The organism is Lebetimonas sp. JS032, from assembly GCF_000523315.1.
Taxonomy (GTDB): Bacteria; Campylobacterota; Campylobacteria; order Campylobacterales; family Nautiliaceae; genus Lebetimonas.
Genome location: NZ_ATHS01000001.1, coordinates 813,762 through 830,493, shown reverse-complemented (window position 1 = coordinate 830,493; position 16,732 = coordinate 813,762). Strand labels below are relative to the sequence as shown.

Annotated in this window: 17 protein-coding genes and 1 pseudogene; all 18 read right to left on the bottom strand. The window is 25.0% G+C overall.

Annotated elements, in window-relative coordinates; translation table 11 throughout:
- Positions 1–68 precede the first annotated feature (68 nt).
- Positions 69–290 carry a helix-turn-helix domain-containing protein gene (locus tag DZ65_RS0104620; protein ID WP_024787501.1) on the bottom strand — a complete coding sequence of 74 codons (222 nt, stop codon included), beginning with the start codon at positions 288–290 and terminating at the stop codon, positions 69–71.
- Positions 259–1,413 carry a type II toxin-antitoxin system HipA family toxin gene (locus DZ65_RS0104615; protein WP_024791285.1) on the bottom strand — a complete coding sequence of 385 codons (1,155 nt, stop codon included), beginning with the start codon at positions 1,411–1,413 and terminating at the stop codon, positions 259–261. The genes DZ65_RS0104620 and DZ65_RS0104615 overlap by 32 nt, the downstream gene beginning before the upstream one ends.
- A gap of 227 nt (positions 1,414–1,640) precedes the next feature.
- The gene (locus DZ65_RS0104610; RefSeq protein ID WP_024790816.1) at positions 1,641–2,255 is read right to left on the bottom strand and encodes a sugar transferase; all 615 of its coding nucleotides are present in this window, start codon (positions 2,253–2,255) and stop codon (positions 1,641–1,643) included.
- Positions 2,256–2,274: 19 nt separating this feature from the next.
- Positions 2,275–3,033, bottom strand: coding sequence for a WecB/TagA/CpsF family glycosyltransferase (locus tag DZ65_RS0104605; protein ID WP_024790815.1), 759 nt, complete (start codon positions 3,031–3,033; stop codon positions 2,275–2,277).
- On the bottom strand, positions 3,023–4,186 hold the full coding sequence (locus DZ65_RS0104600; protein WP_024790814.1) for a glycosyltransferase family 4 protein: 1,164 nt from the start codon (positions 4,184–4,186) through the stop codon (positions 3,023–3,025). Before DZ65_RS0104600 ends, DZ65_RS0104605 begins: the two co-directional genes overlap by 11 nt.
- Entirely contained in the window at positions 4,183–4,905 is a 723-nt protein-coding gene (locus DZ65_RS0104595; protein ID WP_024787497.1) for a hypothetical protein, read from the bottom strand. Before DZ65_RS0104595 ends, DZ65_RS0104600 begins: the two co-directional genes overlap by 4 nt.
- Positions 4,898–6,211, bottom strand: a complete 1,314-nt coding sequence (locus tag DZ65_RS0104590) for an O-antigen polymerase (RefSeq protein ID WP_156920219.1) — start codon at positions 6,209–6,211, stop codon at positions 4,898–4,900. Before DZ65_RS0104590 ends, DZ65_RS0104595 begins: the two co-directional genes overlap by 8 nt.
- Before the next feature lie 7 nt (positions 6,212–6,218).
- Positions 6,219–7,196, bottom strand: a complete 978-nt coding sequence (locus DZ65_RS0104585) for a glycosyltransferase (RefSeq protein ID WP_024791284.1) — start codon at positions 7,194–7,196, stop codon at positions 6,219–6,221.
- Positions 7,193–8,338 carry a UDP-galactopyranose mutase gene (gene glf, locus DZ65_RS0104580; protein ID WP_024790811.1) on the bottom strand — a complete coding sequence of 382 codons (1,146 nt, stop codon included), beginning with the start codon at positions 8,336–8,338 and terminating at the stop codon, positions 7,193–7,195. The genes DZ65_RS0104585 and glf overlap by 4 nt, the downstream gene beginning before the upstream one ends.
- Positions 8,331–9,623, bottom strand: coding sequence for a flippase (locus DZ65_RS0104575; RefSeq protein WP_024790810.1), 1,293 nt, complete (start codon positions 9,621–9,623; stop codon positions 8,331–8,333). Before DZ65_RS0104575 ends, glf begins: the two co-directional genes overlap by 8 nt.
- Positions 9,620–10,417: a 3'(2'),5'-bisphosphate nucleotidase CysQ gene (gene cysQ, locus DZ65_RS0104570; protein WP_024790809.1), complete on the bottom strand. Its 798-nt coding sequence runs from the start codon at positions 10,415–10,417 to the stop codon at positions 9,620–9,622. Before cysQ ends, DZ65_RS0104575 begins: the two co-directional genes overlap by 4 nt.
- Before the next feature lie 38 nt (positions 10,418–10,455).
- Positions 10,456–11,055 carry an adenylyl-sulfate kinase gene (gene cysC, locus DZ65_RS0104565; protein WP_024790808.1) on the bottom strand — a complete coding sequence of 200 codons (600 nt, stop codon included), beginning with the start codon at positions 11,053–11,055 and terminating at the stop codon, positions 10,456–10,458.
- Positions 11,056–11,192: 137 nt separating this feature from the next.
- A complete protein-coding gene (cysC, locus tag DZ65_RS0104560; RefSeq protein WP_024787491.1) occupies positions 11,193–11,918 on the bottom strand; it encodes an adenylyl-sulfate kinase in 726 nt (241 codons plus the stop codon).
- 71 nt (positions 11,919–11,989) lie between these two features.
- Positions 11,990–12,349, bottom strand: a complete 360-nt coding sequence (locus DZ65_RS0104555) for a four helix bundle protein (RefSeq protein WP_024790807.1) — start codon at positions 12,347–12,349, stop codon at positions 11,990–11,992.
- A gap of 44 nt (positions 12,350–12,393) precedes the next feature.
- Positions 12,394–13,474, bottom strand: a pseudogene (locus DZ65_RS11485) (sulfate adenylyltransferase subunit 1); the annotation flags it as partial.
- Between the two features lie 5 nt (positions 13,475–13,479).
- Positions 13,480–14,391: a sulfate adenylyltransferase subunit CysD gene (gene cysD / locus DZ65_RS0104540; protein ID WP_024791281.1), complete on the bottom strand. Its 912-nt coding sequence runs from the start codon at positions 14,389–14,391 to the stop codon at positions 13,480–13,482.
- Positions 14,381–15,700: a GDP-L-fucose synthase gene (locus DZ65_RS0104535; protein ID WP_024790804.1), complete on the bottom strand. Its 1,320-nt coding sequence runs from the start codon at positions 15,698–15,700 to the stop codon at positions 14,381–14,383. The genes cysD and DZ65_RS0104535 overlap by 11 nt, the downstream gene beginning before the upstream one ends.
- The gene (locus DZ65_RS0104530) at positions 15,693–16,724 is read right to left on the bottom strand and encodes a YhcG family protein (protein ID WP_035908152.1); all 1,032 of its coding nucleotides are present in this window, start codon (positions 16,722–16,724) and stop codon (positions 15,693–15,695) included. Before DZ65_RS0104530 ends, DZ65_RS0104535 begins: the two co-directional genes overlap by 8 nt.
- Positions 16,725–16,732 lie beyond the last annotated feature (8 nt).

Genomic DNA, 16,732 nt, shown 5'->3' with positions numbered 1-16,732 from the left:
TTTAACATTTAACATTCATAACTAATCACTCATTTCAGTTAAAAAGTAAACTCCTGACCCTATAGTTTTTATCTTTTTACAAAAGGATTTTTTGGCTTAATATCAATAGTATAACCCAAAATTCCTAAAATTTTATCAAATGTTGCAACACTTATTTTAGTTAAATTTCCGTTTTCAAGTTTAGATAACGTTGCACGGGAAATATTAGCCTTTTTTGCCAATTCTTCTTGTGATAAATTTTTTTCTTTTCTTAATTTTTTAATTATTTTTCCAAGATCTGATAATATCATCTATTATTTCCTTATTTTGCCAGCTATCAAGCATTCTTTTACCAATTATTTTAAAATGAGGATTATTAGAAATATATTCTTTTAAAAAAGAAATTCCTTTTTTTAAAGCTTCTTTACATTCTAAATAAAGCTCTTTTGCATTATTTAAAAAACAATATTTTTCTCCAAATTCAATCAATTCCTCATCATACCATTTTTTTCTTCCAAACATTGTAAGGGCAGGTTTGTCTTTAAAAATATAAGCAGTTGTAGTTACAACATCATAAGCAGGAGCAAGCCATATTCTACTAAAATCATCGCTAAAAAAAAGCCCAAAATTTTTAAGATGAGCATCTCCGTTTTTTAAAAAATAATTCATTACAACCATTTTAAAAAAAATCTCCATATCGTTTACATCACTAACATATTGATAAATTGTTTTTGCAACCTGTTCGTAGCTTCCTGTATATTTAAAAATTTTTGTTTTATCCATAAGAGAAATTACTTCTTCAAATCCTATATTTTCACTGTCAAATCTTTCAATTACTAAAAATTTTTTATTTTTAGAAAGATATATCTTTGGAATTTTAATTCCGGTAAATTCTAATGTTTTTAAACAAATATATTCATTTTCGGCTAAATACTTAAATTCATCTCCCCAGGTTTTAATTATATAATTTTTAAATACAAAATTTTCTTTATCTTTTAAAACAGCCATAGTTTTTGGCTGAACCCCGGATATTGCATTTTTTTTCAAAAAAGTTTTTAACAAATAATTAAAAGTATCATTAGTATCATTTTCTAAAATATAATCTAATTCAAAATTTACACCAAAATCATTTGTTTGACCATATTTAATCCTCCCCTCTATATTCGGGGCCAAAATTGAAAAGAGTAAATAATCGTCTATATATCCATAATTTTTTGTTAAATAATTTTTAAAAACTTCAAACAAATACCCCTCTGGCAAAAAAATATCAAAATAAGGGATTATTTCATTTTCTTTTATATAGTATTTTTGGGTGTTTGGAAGAGAAAGAGAAATTGAATTTTCAATATCAAAGTTTTTATATTCTAAAATATACTTTTTATCTTCTTTATCAAAAGTTGCAATATGTTGTTTATGATGAAATATATCTATCATGATTTTACTTTTTGTTTAAATTACTTTACAATAGTATCATATTATTAATAAAATGTAAAGTATTTTATACATCTATTTAATCTTTCATTCCCTCCCCATACTCATCACTAATTTCAATTAAAAAGTAAAATCCTGACCCTTTTTAATTCAACATTTAACATTCATAATTCAAAACTCATAACTCATCATTCATAACTCATAATTCAACACTCATAACTCATAACTAATCAATAAGCCCCTTTTCCTGTAATCATAACTTTAATTGTTTTTAAAATAATTTTTAAGTCATATAAGAAAGACTTATTTTCAATATATTCTAAATCTTGATTTATTCTTTCTTCAAATGTAGCTTCATTTCTTGATGAAACTTGCCATAAACCTGTAACTCCGGGTTTGACAGATAAAAGTTTATTCACTATTTCTTTAGGAATATTATACTCTTCAAATTCTGACATTATATAAGGCCTAGGTCCCACTACACTCATATCACCTTTTAAAACATTTATAAATTGAGGTAGCTCATCAAGAGAAGTTTTCCTTAAAAATCTGCCTATGGGAGTAACTCTTGGATCATATGTTTTTAGTTTTCTGTATTTTTGCCACTCTTCTTTTGCCTGAGAATTTTTTTCTAAAAATTCTTTCAAAATTTTATCATTATTTTCATACATAGTTTTAAATTTATACAAATTAAATTCTTTTCCATTTAATCCAGGTCTTTTTTGAATAAAAAAAACTTTCCCACCATCTGTTAATTTGATGATTATAGCTATTGGAATAGTGACAGGCAAAGTAACTACAATAGTAAAAATAGAAAACGCAATGTCAAAAATTCTTTTTATCATTTATTAGATCCTTATTAAGTTAAATTTTTTTTAGAATTTTATATTTAAAAAATTGTTTGCTTATTAATATTAAAAAAATTAAATTAGTATATAAATATCTTTTCCAAAGTCTCTTTGGATCTTGAATCAATCTATATAACCATTCTAAAGAATATTTTTGCATCCAGTTGGGAGCTCTTTTTTTTACTCCTGCATACACTTCAAATGCTCCACCAAATCCTATCATACAAGATTTAATTTTATTTTTATGTTCTGCCATCCATTTTTCTTGCTTTGGACAACCAAGTGCCACAAATACAAAATCTGGATTATAATCATTTATCATCTTTATAATATTATTTTTTTCATTATCATTCAATTTCCTAAATGGAGGTGAATAACTTTTTATTTGAATGTTAGGATATTTATTCTTTGCTTTTTTTTCTATTTTTTCTAAAATTTCCCTTGTTGAGCCATATAAAAATATCTTTTTTTTTAATTTTGCACATTCTCTTATTAAATCCGGCATTAAATCCATACCTGCAATTCTGTCTTGATCTATTCCATAAATATATTTTATAGCTTTTGCAATAGGCATACCATCAGGAATAACAATGTCAGCATTATCTACTACTTCTTTAAATTTTTTATCCAAATATGCTTCTATTAACATATGAACATTTGTTACACATACATAACTAGAAATTTTTTTTTCAGATAATAAAATTATATTTTTTAAAAAATTTTCATAAGATCCTATACATATATTAATATTTATTATTTTTTTTCTAAAAATCATTGATAACCTTTTCATATATATCTATTAATTGTTTATAATTTTTTTCAGGAGTATATTTTTCCAAATACTCATCTCTTGCATTTTGATAAAAAGTCTTATCTTTTTTTTCAAAAAACTCTGTAATTTTACTTCTTAAGTCTATAAAATCTCCTGCAATAAAATGCAAACCTAAATAATTATCTTTCACTATCTCTGCTTGACTACCAATATCTGATGTAATTATAGGTGTGCCTGTTGACAAAGTCTCAACTAATACCATTGGAAATCCCTCATACCATTCTGATGGAAATATTAAAGAAATACTTTTTTTGAGTAAATTTATAATCTCTTTCTTGGATTTAAATCCTAAATATTTTATATTTTTATTTTTTTTAGTATATTTTAAAACCTCATTTTTTAAAGGCCCTTCACCCACTACATATAGATTATATTTAGTATTTTCAAAAGCTTTTAACATAGTTATTATTCCCTTTTCTATAGACAATCTTCCAACATATACAAAATAATTTTCTCTATTTTTATATCCATTTCCAAAATCATCTACAAAATTAGATTTAACTAAAAATTTCTCTTCAGAAATATTCATATTAGAAGATAAAAATTTATTTTTTTGAAAATTCGTTAATGTTATAAATTTATCAACTTTGCTATGCCATGTTTTTATATATTTATGAATATTTGTTACCAAAGAAAGAGACAAAGTTTGCATAAATGAATTTCTATAACATTTATGTATAATACCTGAATATGGAAATATCTTATCCATACATTTTTCACATATATTTCCATTTCTAAATAAAATAGCATTTGGACATATTAATCTATAATTATGTAAAGTTAAAACCACAGGTATTTTAAATTTTTTTGCTACCCAAAATATAGAAGGAGAAGCAATAGGGAAAAAATTATGTACATGAATAACGTCTGGTTTAAATTTTTTAATCTTATCTTTTAACATATTAGCAGATTCAATATTATAAATACCAGATATACCTATTTTTAATTTACTAAAAATATTATTTATTCTACTATTCTCAAAAATTAATTTATCTACCATATGTCCTTTAGCTTTTAATAAAGACATTTCGTTATAAAAAACTGTATCTTCTCCACCATTTTGTTTATATTTATTATGAACCATTAATATTTTCATTTTATAGTACATTCTTCCATAATTTTTTCATATATTTTAAAAGCTCTGTATTGTAATTTAAATAAATATATATTATTTGTTATTTCATTGATTATTTTTTCTTTTGAATCTTTCTTTTTTTTAGAAGGCATTGAAATAAATGTAGAAATATCGTAGATATTTTTTTTTCTTTTTAATTCTTCTTTATCCATTAAAAAAACTAAATCTTTTGCCTTTTTTATAATATTTTCATCGGGTAGACATAAATTAAAATTATATTTTTCATTTATTATTGATATAAATTTTTTAGGCTCTTTAATCAATATATCAAAATTAAATAAAACTAAATTGGAAGATTTACATATTTTTAGTATATTTGTATAAAAATGTATATAATATTCAAATCCTATTTTTATAGACACATTCTCTCTTAGAAAAAACGAAATAACAGCATCTTGTGGATTTCTAATTAATATAACTATGGGTTTATCTAATTTTAATGCTTTTAAAACATGACCTACTTCATGTCTATGACGTGCAATTTTAATATCCTTATTTAAGGATTTTAATAAAGCTACTGCAAATGTATTTCCGCTTCTAGGAAAACCTTCTATTAATATATCACTATTTTTATTAATTAAAATATCTTTTCTTTTAACAAAATTTAAAAAATTTTCATATATTATATAATTCGTATTAAATAATATTTTTAATTTCCATTTTAGGTTTTCTTTATTCATATTTGTAAATCTCCTTCTTTGATGGTAATTTTAATAAACAATAATAAAAAACAAAAAAAGCTTGAAAATATTCGTAATAATTATCTACCATACCTATAAGTAATAAAAATATTATAATAAATTTTCTATCATAAAAAGAAAAAATATTTTTTCTTTTTAATTGATAAAAAAACAGAACAAATATTATAAAAACATTAACTAGACCTAATTCAGCAATAAAAGAAAATATTGAACCATAAGGATAATTAAAAGCACCTTGTAACCAATGAGGAGAATGTAATAACTCTTGCCATAAATAATAAGTGTTATGATACATATATTCTGATATATTTTTAAAAGGAAAAGCATGAACATATTCTCCTGTAAAAAATAAAGCCGCTCTACTGGAATAGGTACCTCCTCCCATTCCAATAAACAAAAAATTAATTGCATGATTTTTAAAATCATTTATAAAATTAACTATATATACTCCTTTATAACTTAATTTAGATAAATTTTCAAAAGATGAAAATGAATGTAATATTAATATTACTCTTTTAATTATCATAAAAAAATTATCAGGTTGCAAAAGTTTATATAATATTAATACAAAAATAAAAAATAGTACAAATTTAAATAAAGATTTATAACTTATACTTAATAATAATGCTATCATTACAGCTAAAATTAAATGATTTACAGATGCTAAAAATATAATAAATATAGAAAAAAAAACTAGCGTTTTATTTATATTTTTACCATAGTAAGTAATATACATATACAAAACTAATATCATAGTAAAAACAAATACTACATTAGCAGAATCAGGTGTAAAAATAAAAGGTATTCTAAAAGTACCTGCTATTATGTCTCCAAAATTAACATCAAAATTAAAATGAAATTTAATAACCCATTTTAAACTATTAATAAAAGAAAAAATAATTTGAACAAATAAATAAGCTTCTATAACTTTTTTCATAACATAATAATTATTTATAGGTATTATATTATTCAATTTTTTAAAATTAGTTATTAATAAAAAAATAATTGGAGAAATAAACAAAAAAAATAATAAAGTATTAAACATAAAATAAATACTGTTATTTATATATATTGATATTATTAAATTAAATATAATTAAAAGAGCTAAATAAATAAATGTAATATAATTTATAGGTAATTTTTTATTTGATATTTTTATAAATAAAAACAATTCATAAAAAATTAAAAAAAATAACATCTCTGGTTTATAAAAAAAAGAAATAAATATTAATGGTAAAAAATTTTTCCAAAATAATTTATTTGTTAAAAAGTATTTAAATTTCATAATTTTCCTATAATAAGTAGTTTTTTTCTTTTCCCCATATATTAAAAACACCATGATAAAAAGCTTTATTAAATAAAAAAAATGCGTCAAATTTAAATGTAAATAAAAAATATAAATTGTATTTTATAAAAAACATAAATAACTTGAATTTATTAAATTTTAAATATAAAAAAGTTCTATTACGATAAAAACAATAATCTTTTAAATTATTATTTTGATAAATAAAATTTTGATTCAAAAATCTTTTAGATTTCATTCTTGATTTAGGATGAATAAATAAGCTTTTTGTATAAATACAAGTTTTAAATTTATTTTTTATTCTATAAAAATACTCTACTTCGTCTCCCCAAATAAATAATCTTTTATTAGGAAAACCTATGGTTGCAATAACCTTTCTATTAATTAGTGTTCCATTGAATAAAGTAATATAATTATAATAAATATCATTATTTAAATCTTCTATAGAATAAAATTCTTTTTTATCAAACAATATTTTAAATGCCAAATCTTTTGTATTTTCTTTTGAAACAACCAAAGGTTGTAATACTAACAATCCACTTATTTTATGAAAATTTCTTAATTTTATTAAAGTTTCATTATTAAATGGTTTTCCATCATCATCCATAAGCCATAACCAATCATATTCTTTTTCATAAGCTCTTTTTACACCCTCATGAAATCCTCCATCTCCTCCTGTGTTTTCATTCATTCTAACATAATGAACTTTTATAATGTCTCCATTAGTTAAATTTTTAATTTCAAATTCTTTTTCCCAAGGTTCATTTAACTCTTTTGGAGGTAATTCTTGTATATACCCTTTTTCCAAAAGTAATTCTGGAGTTTTATCTGTTGAAGCATTATCTATCAAATAAATTGCTTGTAATGGCCTTGTTTGTTTTTGCAATGCTTCTAAACATTCTATTAAAAGCTCTTTTCTGTTATATGTAACTACTACTGCACAAACTGTTTCTTTATTACTACTCATTTAACTTTCTCCTCAAAAACTTCTAAAGCTCTTTTAATTATATCATCCATATCATAATATTTATACTCAGCAAGTCTTCCTACTAATATTATATTTTTGAAATTATTTGAAAATTCTAAGTATTTATTATATTTTTCTTGGTTTTCTTTTGTAAAGATTGGATAGTATGGTGTATTTTGATTTTTTATATATTTTTGTGGATATTCTTTTAAGATAACTGTTTTATTAGTTTCAACCGGATGAATATATTTAAATTCGGTTATTCTTGTAAAGTCATAATTGTTTGGATAATTAACAGTTGCTACTTCTTGATAATATTCTTTTTCTAGAGTTTCAAATTTCATTCTCACACTTCTATATGGAAGCTCTCCAAACTTATAATCAAACAGCTCATCTATTTTGCCGGTAAAAATAAGTCTTCCTTTAAATTCCTGATTTAAAAAGTATATTTTTTTAGTATCTTGATCTATTTTAATAACTTCTTTAAAATCCGTATTTAACATTATTTTTATATTTGGATGATTTAACATTTTTTGAAATAAACTTGTATATCCTTCTTTTGGTATTCCTTGATACTTATCATTAAAATATCTATCATCTTTTCCAATAAAAACCGGCACTCTTGCTGTAACCTCACTATCAATCTCTTCTGGTTTTTTATCCCATTGTTTTGCTGTATAATGGACAAATATTTTTTCATAAACAAAATCAGCTAAAAATTTTAAATCTTTATCATTTGATTGTTTTAATTTTAGTATTGGAACTTTTGAATTATATTCATAATTTTCAAGAAGTTTTTTTTCTATTCTACAAGAGAGTTCAATTGGAAAAACTTCATACAAAGCATTAAAATTAAACGGAATTGGAACTTTTTTGCCATCTATAAAAGCCAATACCTTATGATGATATATATCCCATTCTGTAAAATTACTTAAATAATCCCAAACTTGCTTTTCATCAGTATGAAACAAATGAGGTCCATATTTATGTACTAATATATTTTCAATTCTCTCATCATAGCAATTCCCACCAATATGATTTCTTTTTTCTATTATTAAAACTTTTTTATTTAATTTATTTACTATTCTTTCAGCTAATACACTCCCTGCAAAACCTGCTCCTATTATTATATAATCAAACATATAATTTTCCTTTCATAATATTTATTCCTGTTTTTTGTAAATAAACATACATAGTAATTGTTATGAATAATTCTACAACTAATACTGAAATTGCTGAACCTATTTCTTGAAATAAGGGCACTATTATTAAGGATAAAATAATATTTAAAATACTTCCACTTATTAAAATTTTACTAAAAGCTTTTTTTCTATTAAAATTAAGCATTGTCTGAATTCCAAAAATATTACTTAATGCAATAATAAAAGGTAAAAACGCAATAATCTTTAAAACTAAAATACTTCTTTCATATTTTTCTCCTGCAACTAAATGAATAATCTCAGGAGCAAATATAAAAAGCAAAAAAGATAAAATAAAACTAAATAGTCCAATATAAATAGTAATTTTTCTAATGAAATTTAATCCTTCTAATTTATTTTCTTTTACTTTTTTAGAAATATATGGATAAACAGTCTGTGAAATAGGTCTTAATAAACCTTGGACTGCACTTTTAATTTTATCTGCTATTGAATAATATCCTACAATCATATTATTTGTAAACAATCCTAAAATAAATGTAGTAGATACCGTATATAAACTTATTGCTATATTTGATATAAATATATGCCAACCATCTGTAAAATAAGTTTTAAGTGTTTTTAAAGTTTGCAATCTAAATTTTATATTAAAATCTTTTTGAATAATATATAAAGCTATTAACCCTGCACTTATAAATCCTAAAGAATTAATCAGTGGCACCTTCCAATAATCACTCTCTTGATGAATAAAAACAAATATTGCTATTGTAAATATAACCTTAGATAATATGTTTAAAAATGTTATATATTTCATTCTCTCAATTCCCTGAAAAAACCATTGAGGAAATAGAACCTGACCTATCACCATCCCAAATGTCAATAAAAAAACTTCTAAATGTACTCTAAACTTATTAAAACTATAAACTAAAATTAGCAATAATAAAAAAGAAACAATCATTAAAATAAATTTTATAATCATAACACTGCTAAATATTTCATTAAGTTTTTCTTTATTATCTCTATAAATAGAAACTTCCCTTGTAGCTGTAAGATTAAATCCATAATCGGTTAATATATTAAAATAAGCTATAGTTGCCCCAGCAAATGCTAAAAGTCCAAATTTTTCCACGCCTAAAACCCTTACTAAATAAGGAAATGTAATAAGAGGCAATATATAATTTGCTCCTTGTAATATAGCTAATGAAATAAAATTTGACAATAATCTTTTGTGCTCTTCTTTTTGAAATTTTTGTTTTAGTTTTTTAATCATTGAATTACAAACCATGGATTTAAAAGATTTTCTTTGTTATAAACTAATAGTCGATAGTCGTTAATTGGTAATTGATAAACTTTTGCTCCAGTTTTCCTAACCACAGCATCAGCTGCTGCTGTGTCCCACTCCATAGTAGGAGCAAGGCGAGGATAAATATCTGCTTTTCCTTCTGCTACAAGACATAGTTTTAAGCTACTGCCAATAGAGATAAAATCATAGTCGATAGTTGATAGTCGATAGTCGATAGTCAAGGATTTAATAAATTTTTTTGTTTCATCATTTAAATGACTTCTGCTTGCTACTATAATAAACTTATCATCATTTCTTTTTATTGGAAGTTTTATTAGTTTATCTTTTTCTATTTTATATGCATTTTCATTATCATTAAAATAAATCCAATCTAAAACTGGTGCATAAACGACTCCAAAAACAGGTTCATTTTTATGAATCAAAGCTATATTTATAGTAAATTCTCCATTTTTTTTGATAAACTCTTTTGTCCCATCAAGTGGGTCTATCATCCAAAAATATTCCCAGTTTTTTCTCTCTTCGTATGGAATATCTTTTCCTTCTTCACTTAAAACAGGTAAATTATATTTTTTAAGTCCTTTTATAATTATATTATGAGATATTTTATCTGCCATAGTCAAAGGAGATTTATCATCTTTATATTCTACTTCAAAATCTTTATTATAAATATTTAAAACTTCTTTTCCTGCTTTTCTTGCTATTTCTAAAACATCATCTATATTAAACTCAAATTTATCTGTTTTAAATATTTTATTATACACTTAAAAACCCTTCTCTCTAAACTATTGTCTATCGTCTATTATCTAAAGTCTAAATATTTTTTATTTTTTAAATAATCTATTATTAAACTTACTGATGAAATAATATCATACTTTTTAGTATCAATTATAATTTCTGGACTTAATGGTCTTTCATAAGGAGAATCAATTCCTGTGAAATTTTTAATCTCTCCATTTAAAGCTTTTTTATAAAGTCCTTTTGGGTCTCTTTGTATACAAACTTCAAGTGGAGTATCCACAAAAACTTCTATAAAGTTTTTTGTTCCTATAATTTCTCTGGCTTTCTCTCTATCTTCAATAAAAGGAGAAATAAATGCTGTAATTGTAATAATCCCTGCATCTACAAAAAGTTTTGCAACTTCACTTATTCTTCTAATATTCTCTTTTCTATCTAAATCACTAAATCCTAAATTCTTATTTAATCCATGCCTTATATTATCTCCATCAAGTAAATATGTATGATATCTCATTTTATTCAGCTCATATTCTAATTCATTTGCAATAGTGCTCTTACCACTTCCACTTAACCCTGTAAACCAAAGGACACAGCCTTTTTGATTTTTAATTTTTTCCCTGTCATTTCTTGTAACTTTATTAGGATGCCATACAATGTTTTTCATAAAAATCCTTTCCAGTATCCAGACTATAGACTCCAGACAATAGTCAATAAAAGCAATGCTTTGCCGTGCTGTTTTTTAAATTTTTAACATAGTTAAAAATACTATCGACTATCGTCTATTGACTATTGTCTATCGTCTCATTTAACATAATGTTTCTTTACATACTTTACTATCAAATCCGCTGCTTCATCAGGATTCATTTTCTCTGTATCAATTACAATTTCAGCATGTTTTGGTTCTTCATATACATCACTAATTCCTGTAAAGTTTTTTATTTCACCTTTTAATGCTTTTTCATATACTCCTTTATAATCTCTTTTTTTACAAGTCTCAATACTTGCTTTTACATAAACTACGATATTATTTTTTACCATTTCTCTTATCATTTTTCTGCTTTCACGATAAGGAGATACAAAACTGCAAACTGTAGAAACTGAATTTTTTTGAAGAGTTTGGATTAAGTGTCCTATTCTTTTAATATGCCTGTTTCTCTCTTCTCTGCTAAATCCCGCATTAGGGAACATTTCTCTTACATCTTTAGAATCTATTCTCTCAAGTGGTATATCAAGCTTTTTTAATTTTTCATATACTTTATCAGCAATAGTTGTTTTACCACTTAGAGGAAGTCCTGTAAACCATAAATTAAAAGGCTCAATTCTTTTTCTACCCCATCTTATTCTTTGCCATGCTTTTTCATGCCCCCAATATAACCCAACTTTTGCTATTGTTTCCAATAATCCCGTTGCAACCGCAAGTTCTACATTTCCAAAAAAAACATAAACAATACTCATTGTAGTACCGGTAGCTATAAAACGCCAGCTAATCCCTTTTACAATTGAACGAATATTTGTCTCTTTATACAAATCTCATCCTTTGGATGAGATAAGGTTTTGGGTATAAGGTTTTAGGTAATAGAAATAATTTTGTGTAATTATCATATATTTTTACTCCTATAATTTATTAATGATTTTATCATTTTTGAGATATCTTCTAATTCTTTTAACAAAGCTATATACTCTTTTTTAGTTATATAATTTATTTCATATGCAATTGTTATTTGAGTAATTAATTCAGCAACTGAACCATTAGCTATATATAAAAACCTAATTGATTCCTTATTTGAATTTCTTTCATCTCCTTCAGCAATATTACTTGGAATAGAAACTGCACTTCGTCTCATTTGATCTTTTAATGAAAAGTCTCTTTTAAAAGTTTCTTTATTTGTTAAATAGTATATATCTACTACTAAACTTTTTGATTTTTGCCAAACATTTAATTCTCTAAAATTACCCATTTATCACCTTTTCACCTAGAACCTAACACCAAATACCCAATACCTCAATCACCTATTTTTCTACATCCCCATTCTGGAAAATGTTCTCTTATAAATTTATTTAAAGCAATTTCAGCTTCTGTTTTTGGTTGATTCTCCCACTATCATACCTGCTGCAACAGTATTGTTTGTAATTTTATCTATTAATATAAAAGCTCCTGTTCCTTTATTCTCTTCATACAAATCAAATGCCATCTTTTCGCTAAAATCTATCTGAACCCTTGCTATATCATTCGTTTTAGCTTCTATTTTTTCCCATGTATTTACATCTTTTTTAAATAAAATTTTTGAAATAATGGCATTCGTCTCTTTAGTATAAAGTTTTAATATATATTCCCTGTTTTTTAAAGGTTCTTCATCCATCCAAACTACAAATGCTTCAAAACTGTCATTAAACTTAGGCTCTTTTTCCTCGCTCTTTACTATCATTTATTTCACCGCTTGCAATTGTCCCGCAAATCCTCTAAAATCAAGATTAGGCCTGTTTACATATTGAACGGGAATCTAAATATTTTAAGACAGAGGAAGCCCTGTATACCAAGGTGTATTTTCTGAATTTTCCACTACATTGTCACCTTTTAAAGCACTCACAGATATAGAGTTTATTTTAGCTTCCATATTCTTTATAAGGAAGAGAAAATCTTAATTTTTCAAACATTTTTTTATAATCTTTTACTATTTTATCAAATACTTCCTTTGAATAATCAACTAAATCCATTTTATTAATAGCTACCACAATATTTCTGATTCCAAGCAGTGTAACTAAAAATGTATGTCTTCTTGTCTGAGTTAGAACACCTTTTCTTGCATCTATTAAAATTACAGCCAAATCTGCTGTACTTGCGCCTGTTACCATATTTCTAGTGTATTGTTCGTGTCCTGGGGTATCTGCAATGATATATTTTCTTTTATCTGTACTGAAAAACCTATAAGCTACATCTATTGTTATTCCCTGTTCTCTTTCGCTTTGAAGTCCGTCTATTAAAAGGGCAAAATCAATCTCTTCATTTGTAGTTCCGTATTTTTTCCATCATCCACACTTCCACATGTAATAAACCTGAGCATCTCTTTATTTTCATGTTGTTCTCAAACTAAAAATATCCTTCAATTTTTTTCTTTTCCATACTGCCTTCCTGATCTTTATCTATAAGTCTTCCTTCTCTCTCACTTGTTCTGCTTAAAAGCATTTCTTCTATTATTTTAGGAAGAGTATCAGCATTTGAATTTATAGCCCCCGTTAAAGGATAACATCCAAGAGTTCTAAATCTTACTTTTTCCATTTTTGCTTTTTTTCTAAGTTCTTCTGGCATTCTATCATCATCTACCATTATTTTAGCACCTTCCCACTCTACTACCGGTCTTTCCTTTGCAAAATAAAGTGGAACTATAGGAATATTTTCAAGATATATATATTGCCAAATATCAAGTTCTGTCCAGTTACTTAAAGGAAAAACCCTAACACTTTCACCCTTATGAATATGTGTATTATATAAATTCCAAAGTTCTGGCCTTTGATTTTTTGAATTCCACCTGTGATTTTTATCACGAAAACTAAAAATTCTCTCTTTTGCACGAGACTTTTCTTCATCTCTTCTTGCTCCACCAATTATTGCATCAAAACCATATTTATTAAGTGCTTTTTTAAGAGCCTCTGTTTTCATTATATCAGTATGAACTTTACTTCCATGAATAAAAGGATTGATGTTCATTTCAATCCCTTCCGGGTTAGTATATACTAAAAGTTCCATTCCAAGCTCTTTTGCTCTTTTATCTCTAAACTCTATCATTTCGCGAAACTTCCATAATGTATCCACATGAAGTAAAGGAAATGGTGGTTTTGCCGGATAAAAAGCTTTCATAGCTAAATGTAGCATTACCGAACTATCTTTTCCGATACTATACATCATTACAGGATTGCTAAAATTTGCAGCAACTTCTCTTAATATATATATACTCTCAGCTTCAAGTTGCTTTAAATGTGTTAATCTTTCATTATCTATCATGATAAATCCTTATACCATTCATAAATTTTCTAATTTTAGCATGTAGCAAGTAGTCAGTCGTCGGTAGATTATTTTCTACTCGCTGCTCGCTCATTTCTACATACCATCTATATACCTTTTCAATTCCTTCTTTTAATGTTGTTTTATACTGCCAACCTAAACTATGCAACTTACTAACATCTGTAACTTTTCTCATCGTTCCATCCGGTTTTTCTGTATTGAAATAAAAGTCTCCTTGAAAACCAATAATATCTTTAATCAAATATGCAAGGTCTTTTATTGAGATGTCTTTACCCGTTCCTATATTTATATGTGTATTGGTTATTGGTATATTTGTGTATTGGTTATTAGTTATTTGTTTGTTTTCACCAATATACGAATTACTAATATACCCATCAACAATGTCTTTAAAATCTACATTTTCCATTAAAAATACACAAGCATCCGCCATATCGTCTGAATATAAAAATTCTCGCATTGGTTTGCCTGAGCCCCAGATTTCAATCAACACCTTTGGTTTTGTTGATTGGTTATTTGTTATTGGTGTATTGGTGTATTGAATACCAAAGTGATTTAAAACTTTTAGTAAATCTTCTTTTGAACTTTTTTCCCCAATAACTAATAACGAATTACCAATAACAACTTTAGTCCCATTTAAATCTTTTCTAATTCCTTCCCAGTCTCCATTTTCAAGACATTTTCCTAAATGAATTTTTCTGATAAGAGCTGGTAGAACATGGGATTTTTCTAAATCAAAGTTATCATTTTCTCCATATAGATTAGTTGGCATTACTGAGATAAAGTTTGTGCCGTATTGTAAATTAAAACTCTCACACATTTTAATACCTGCTATTTTTGCTATAGCGTATGGTTCATTTGTATATTCAAGCTCTCCTGTTAATAAATATTCTTCTTTTATAGGTTGAGGACAGTTTTTAGGATAGATACAGGTACTTCCTAAAAACATCAGTTTTTTTACTTCGTATTTATATGCATTATAAATTACATTATTTTGAATTTGAAGATTTTCATAAATAAAATCTGCTCTATATGTATTATTAGCAATAATTCCCCCAACTTTTGCTGCTGCTAAAAATACATATTCAGGTTTTTCATTTTTTAAAAACTCCTCCACATCATTTTGATTTAATAAATCTAATTTTATCCATTTAACTTTATCATTTAAAGGCTGTCTGTTTCTATAAGTACTGATGACATTTTTATATCCCTTTTCAAGTAGCTTTTTAATAATAGCACTTCCTACAAGTCCTGTCCCTCCTGCTACATATATTTTACTATTTTTATTCATTTATATTCCTTTGTATTTGTTGTTTTATATCTTCAATACTTGGAATTGTATCTTTTAATTTATCTGGAAGTTTTGTAGTTAATCTATATTCACTAACTCCTATTGGCTTATTTATATCTCTTAAAGCATATTCTACAATTAAATCATTTTTTAATTTGCATATTAAAATACCTATAGTTGAATTATCTATTTCTGATTTTAAAATATCATCTACAGCAGATACATAAAAATTTAATTTTCCTGCATATTCAGGTTTAAATTCACCATTTTTTAATTCAATTACTACAAATGAATGAAGTTTTAGATGATAAAACAATAAATCTATTCTAAATTCTTGATTTTCTATTTCTAATTTATACTGCTTACCCACAAATGCAAACCCACTGCCAAGTTCAATTAAAAAATCTTTTATATTTTCAATTAAGGCATTTTCTAACTCTTTTTCTTTATAATCCTCACTAATAGTTAAAAAATCAAATATATATGGATCTTTAGTGATTTCTTTTACCAAATCTGATTGCAGTGGAGGCAAAGTATTATCAAAATTATTTACAGCTTTTTTCTGTCTATGATACAAGTCACTTTCTATTTGATGTATTAAAACATTCCTGCTAATTCCGTTTTTTAAAGTGTTTTCCACATAAAATATAGCTTCATTAATATCTTTACACTTTTGAATTATGACTATATTATGTCCCCATGGGATTTGAAACAATAAGGAAACAAGTTGTTTCCCTTTTTCATTATCCCAAAAATTTACCCATTGTCTAATAAATTTTAAATTTCTATAAGAAAATCCTTTTACATCAGGAAATGCTTTTGATAAATCTTTACTTAGATTTTCTAAAAATTTACTTCCCCATTTATAATTATTTTGAACTTCAATAATTTTTTTACCAAGATACCAATAAAATTGCAATAATTCACTGTTTACTTTTAAAGAAGCTTTTATTTGGGCAGATTTAAATTTAAATTTTAAATCTTCTAAAATTTTTTTATAATCTTGTAAATTATCAATAATCATATATTTCC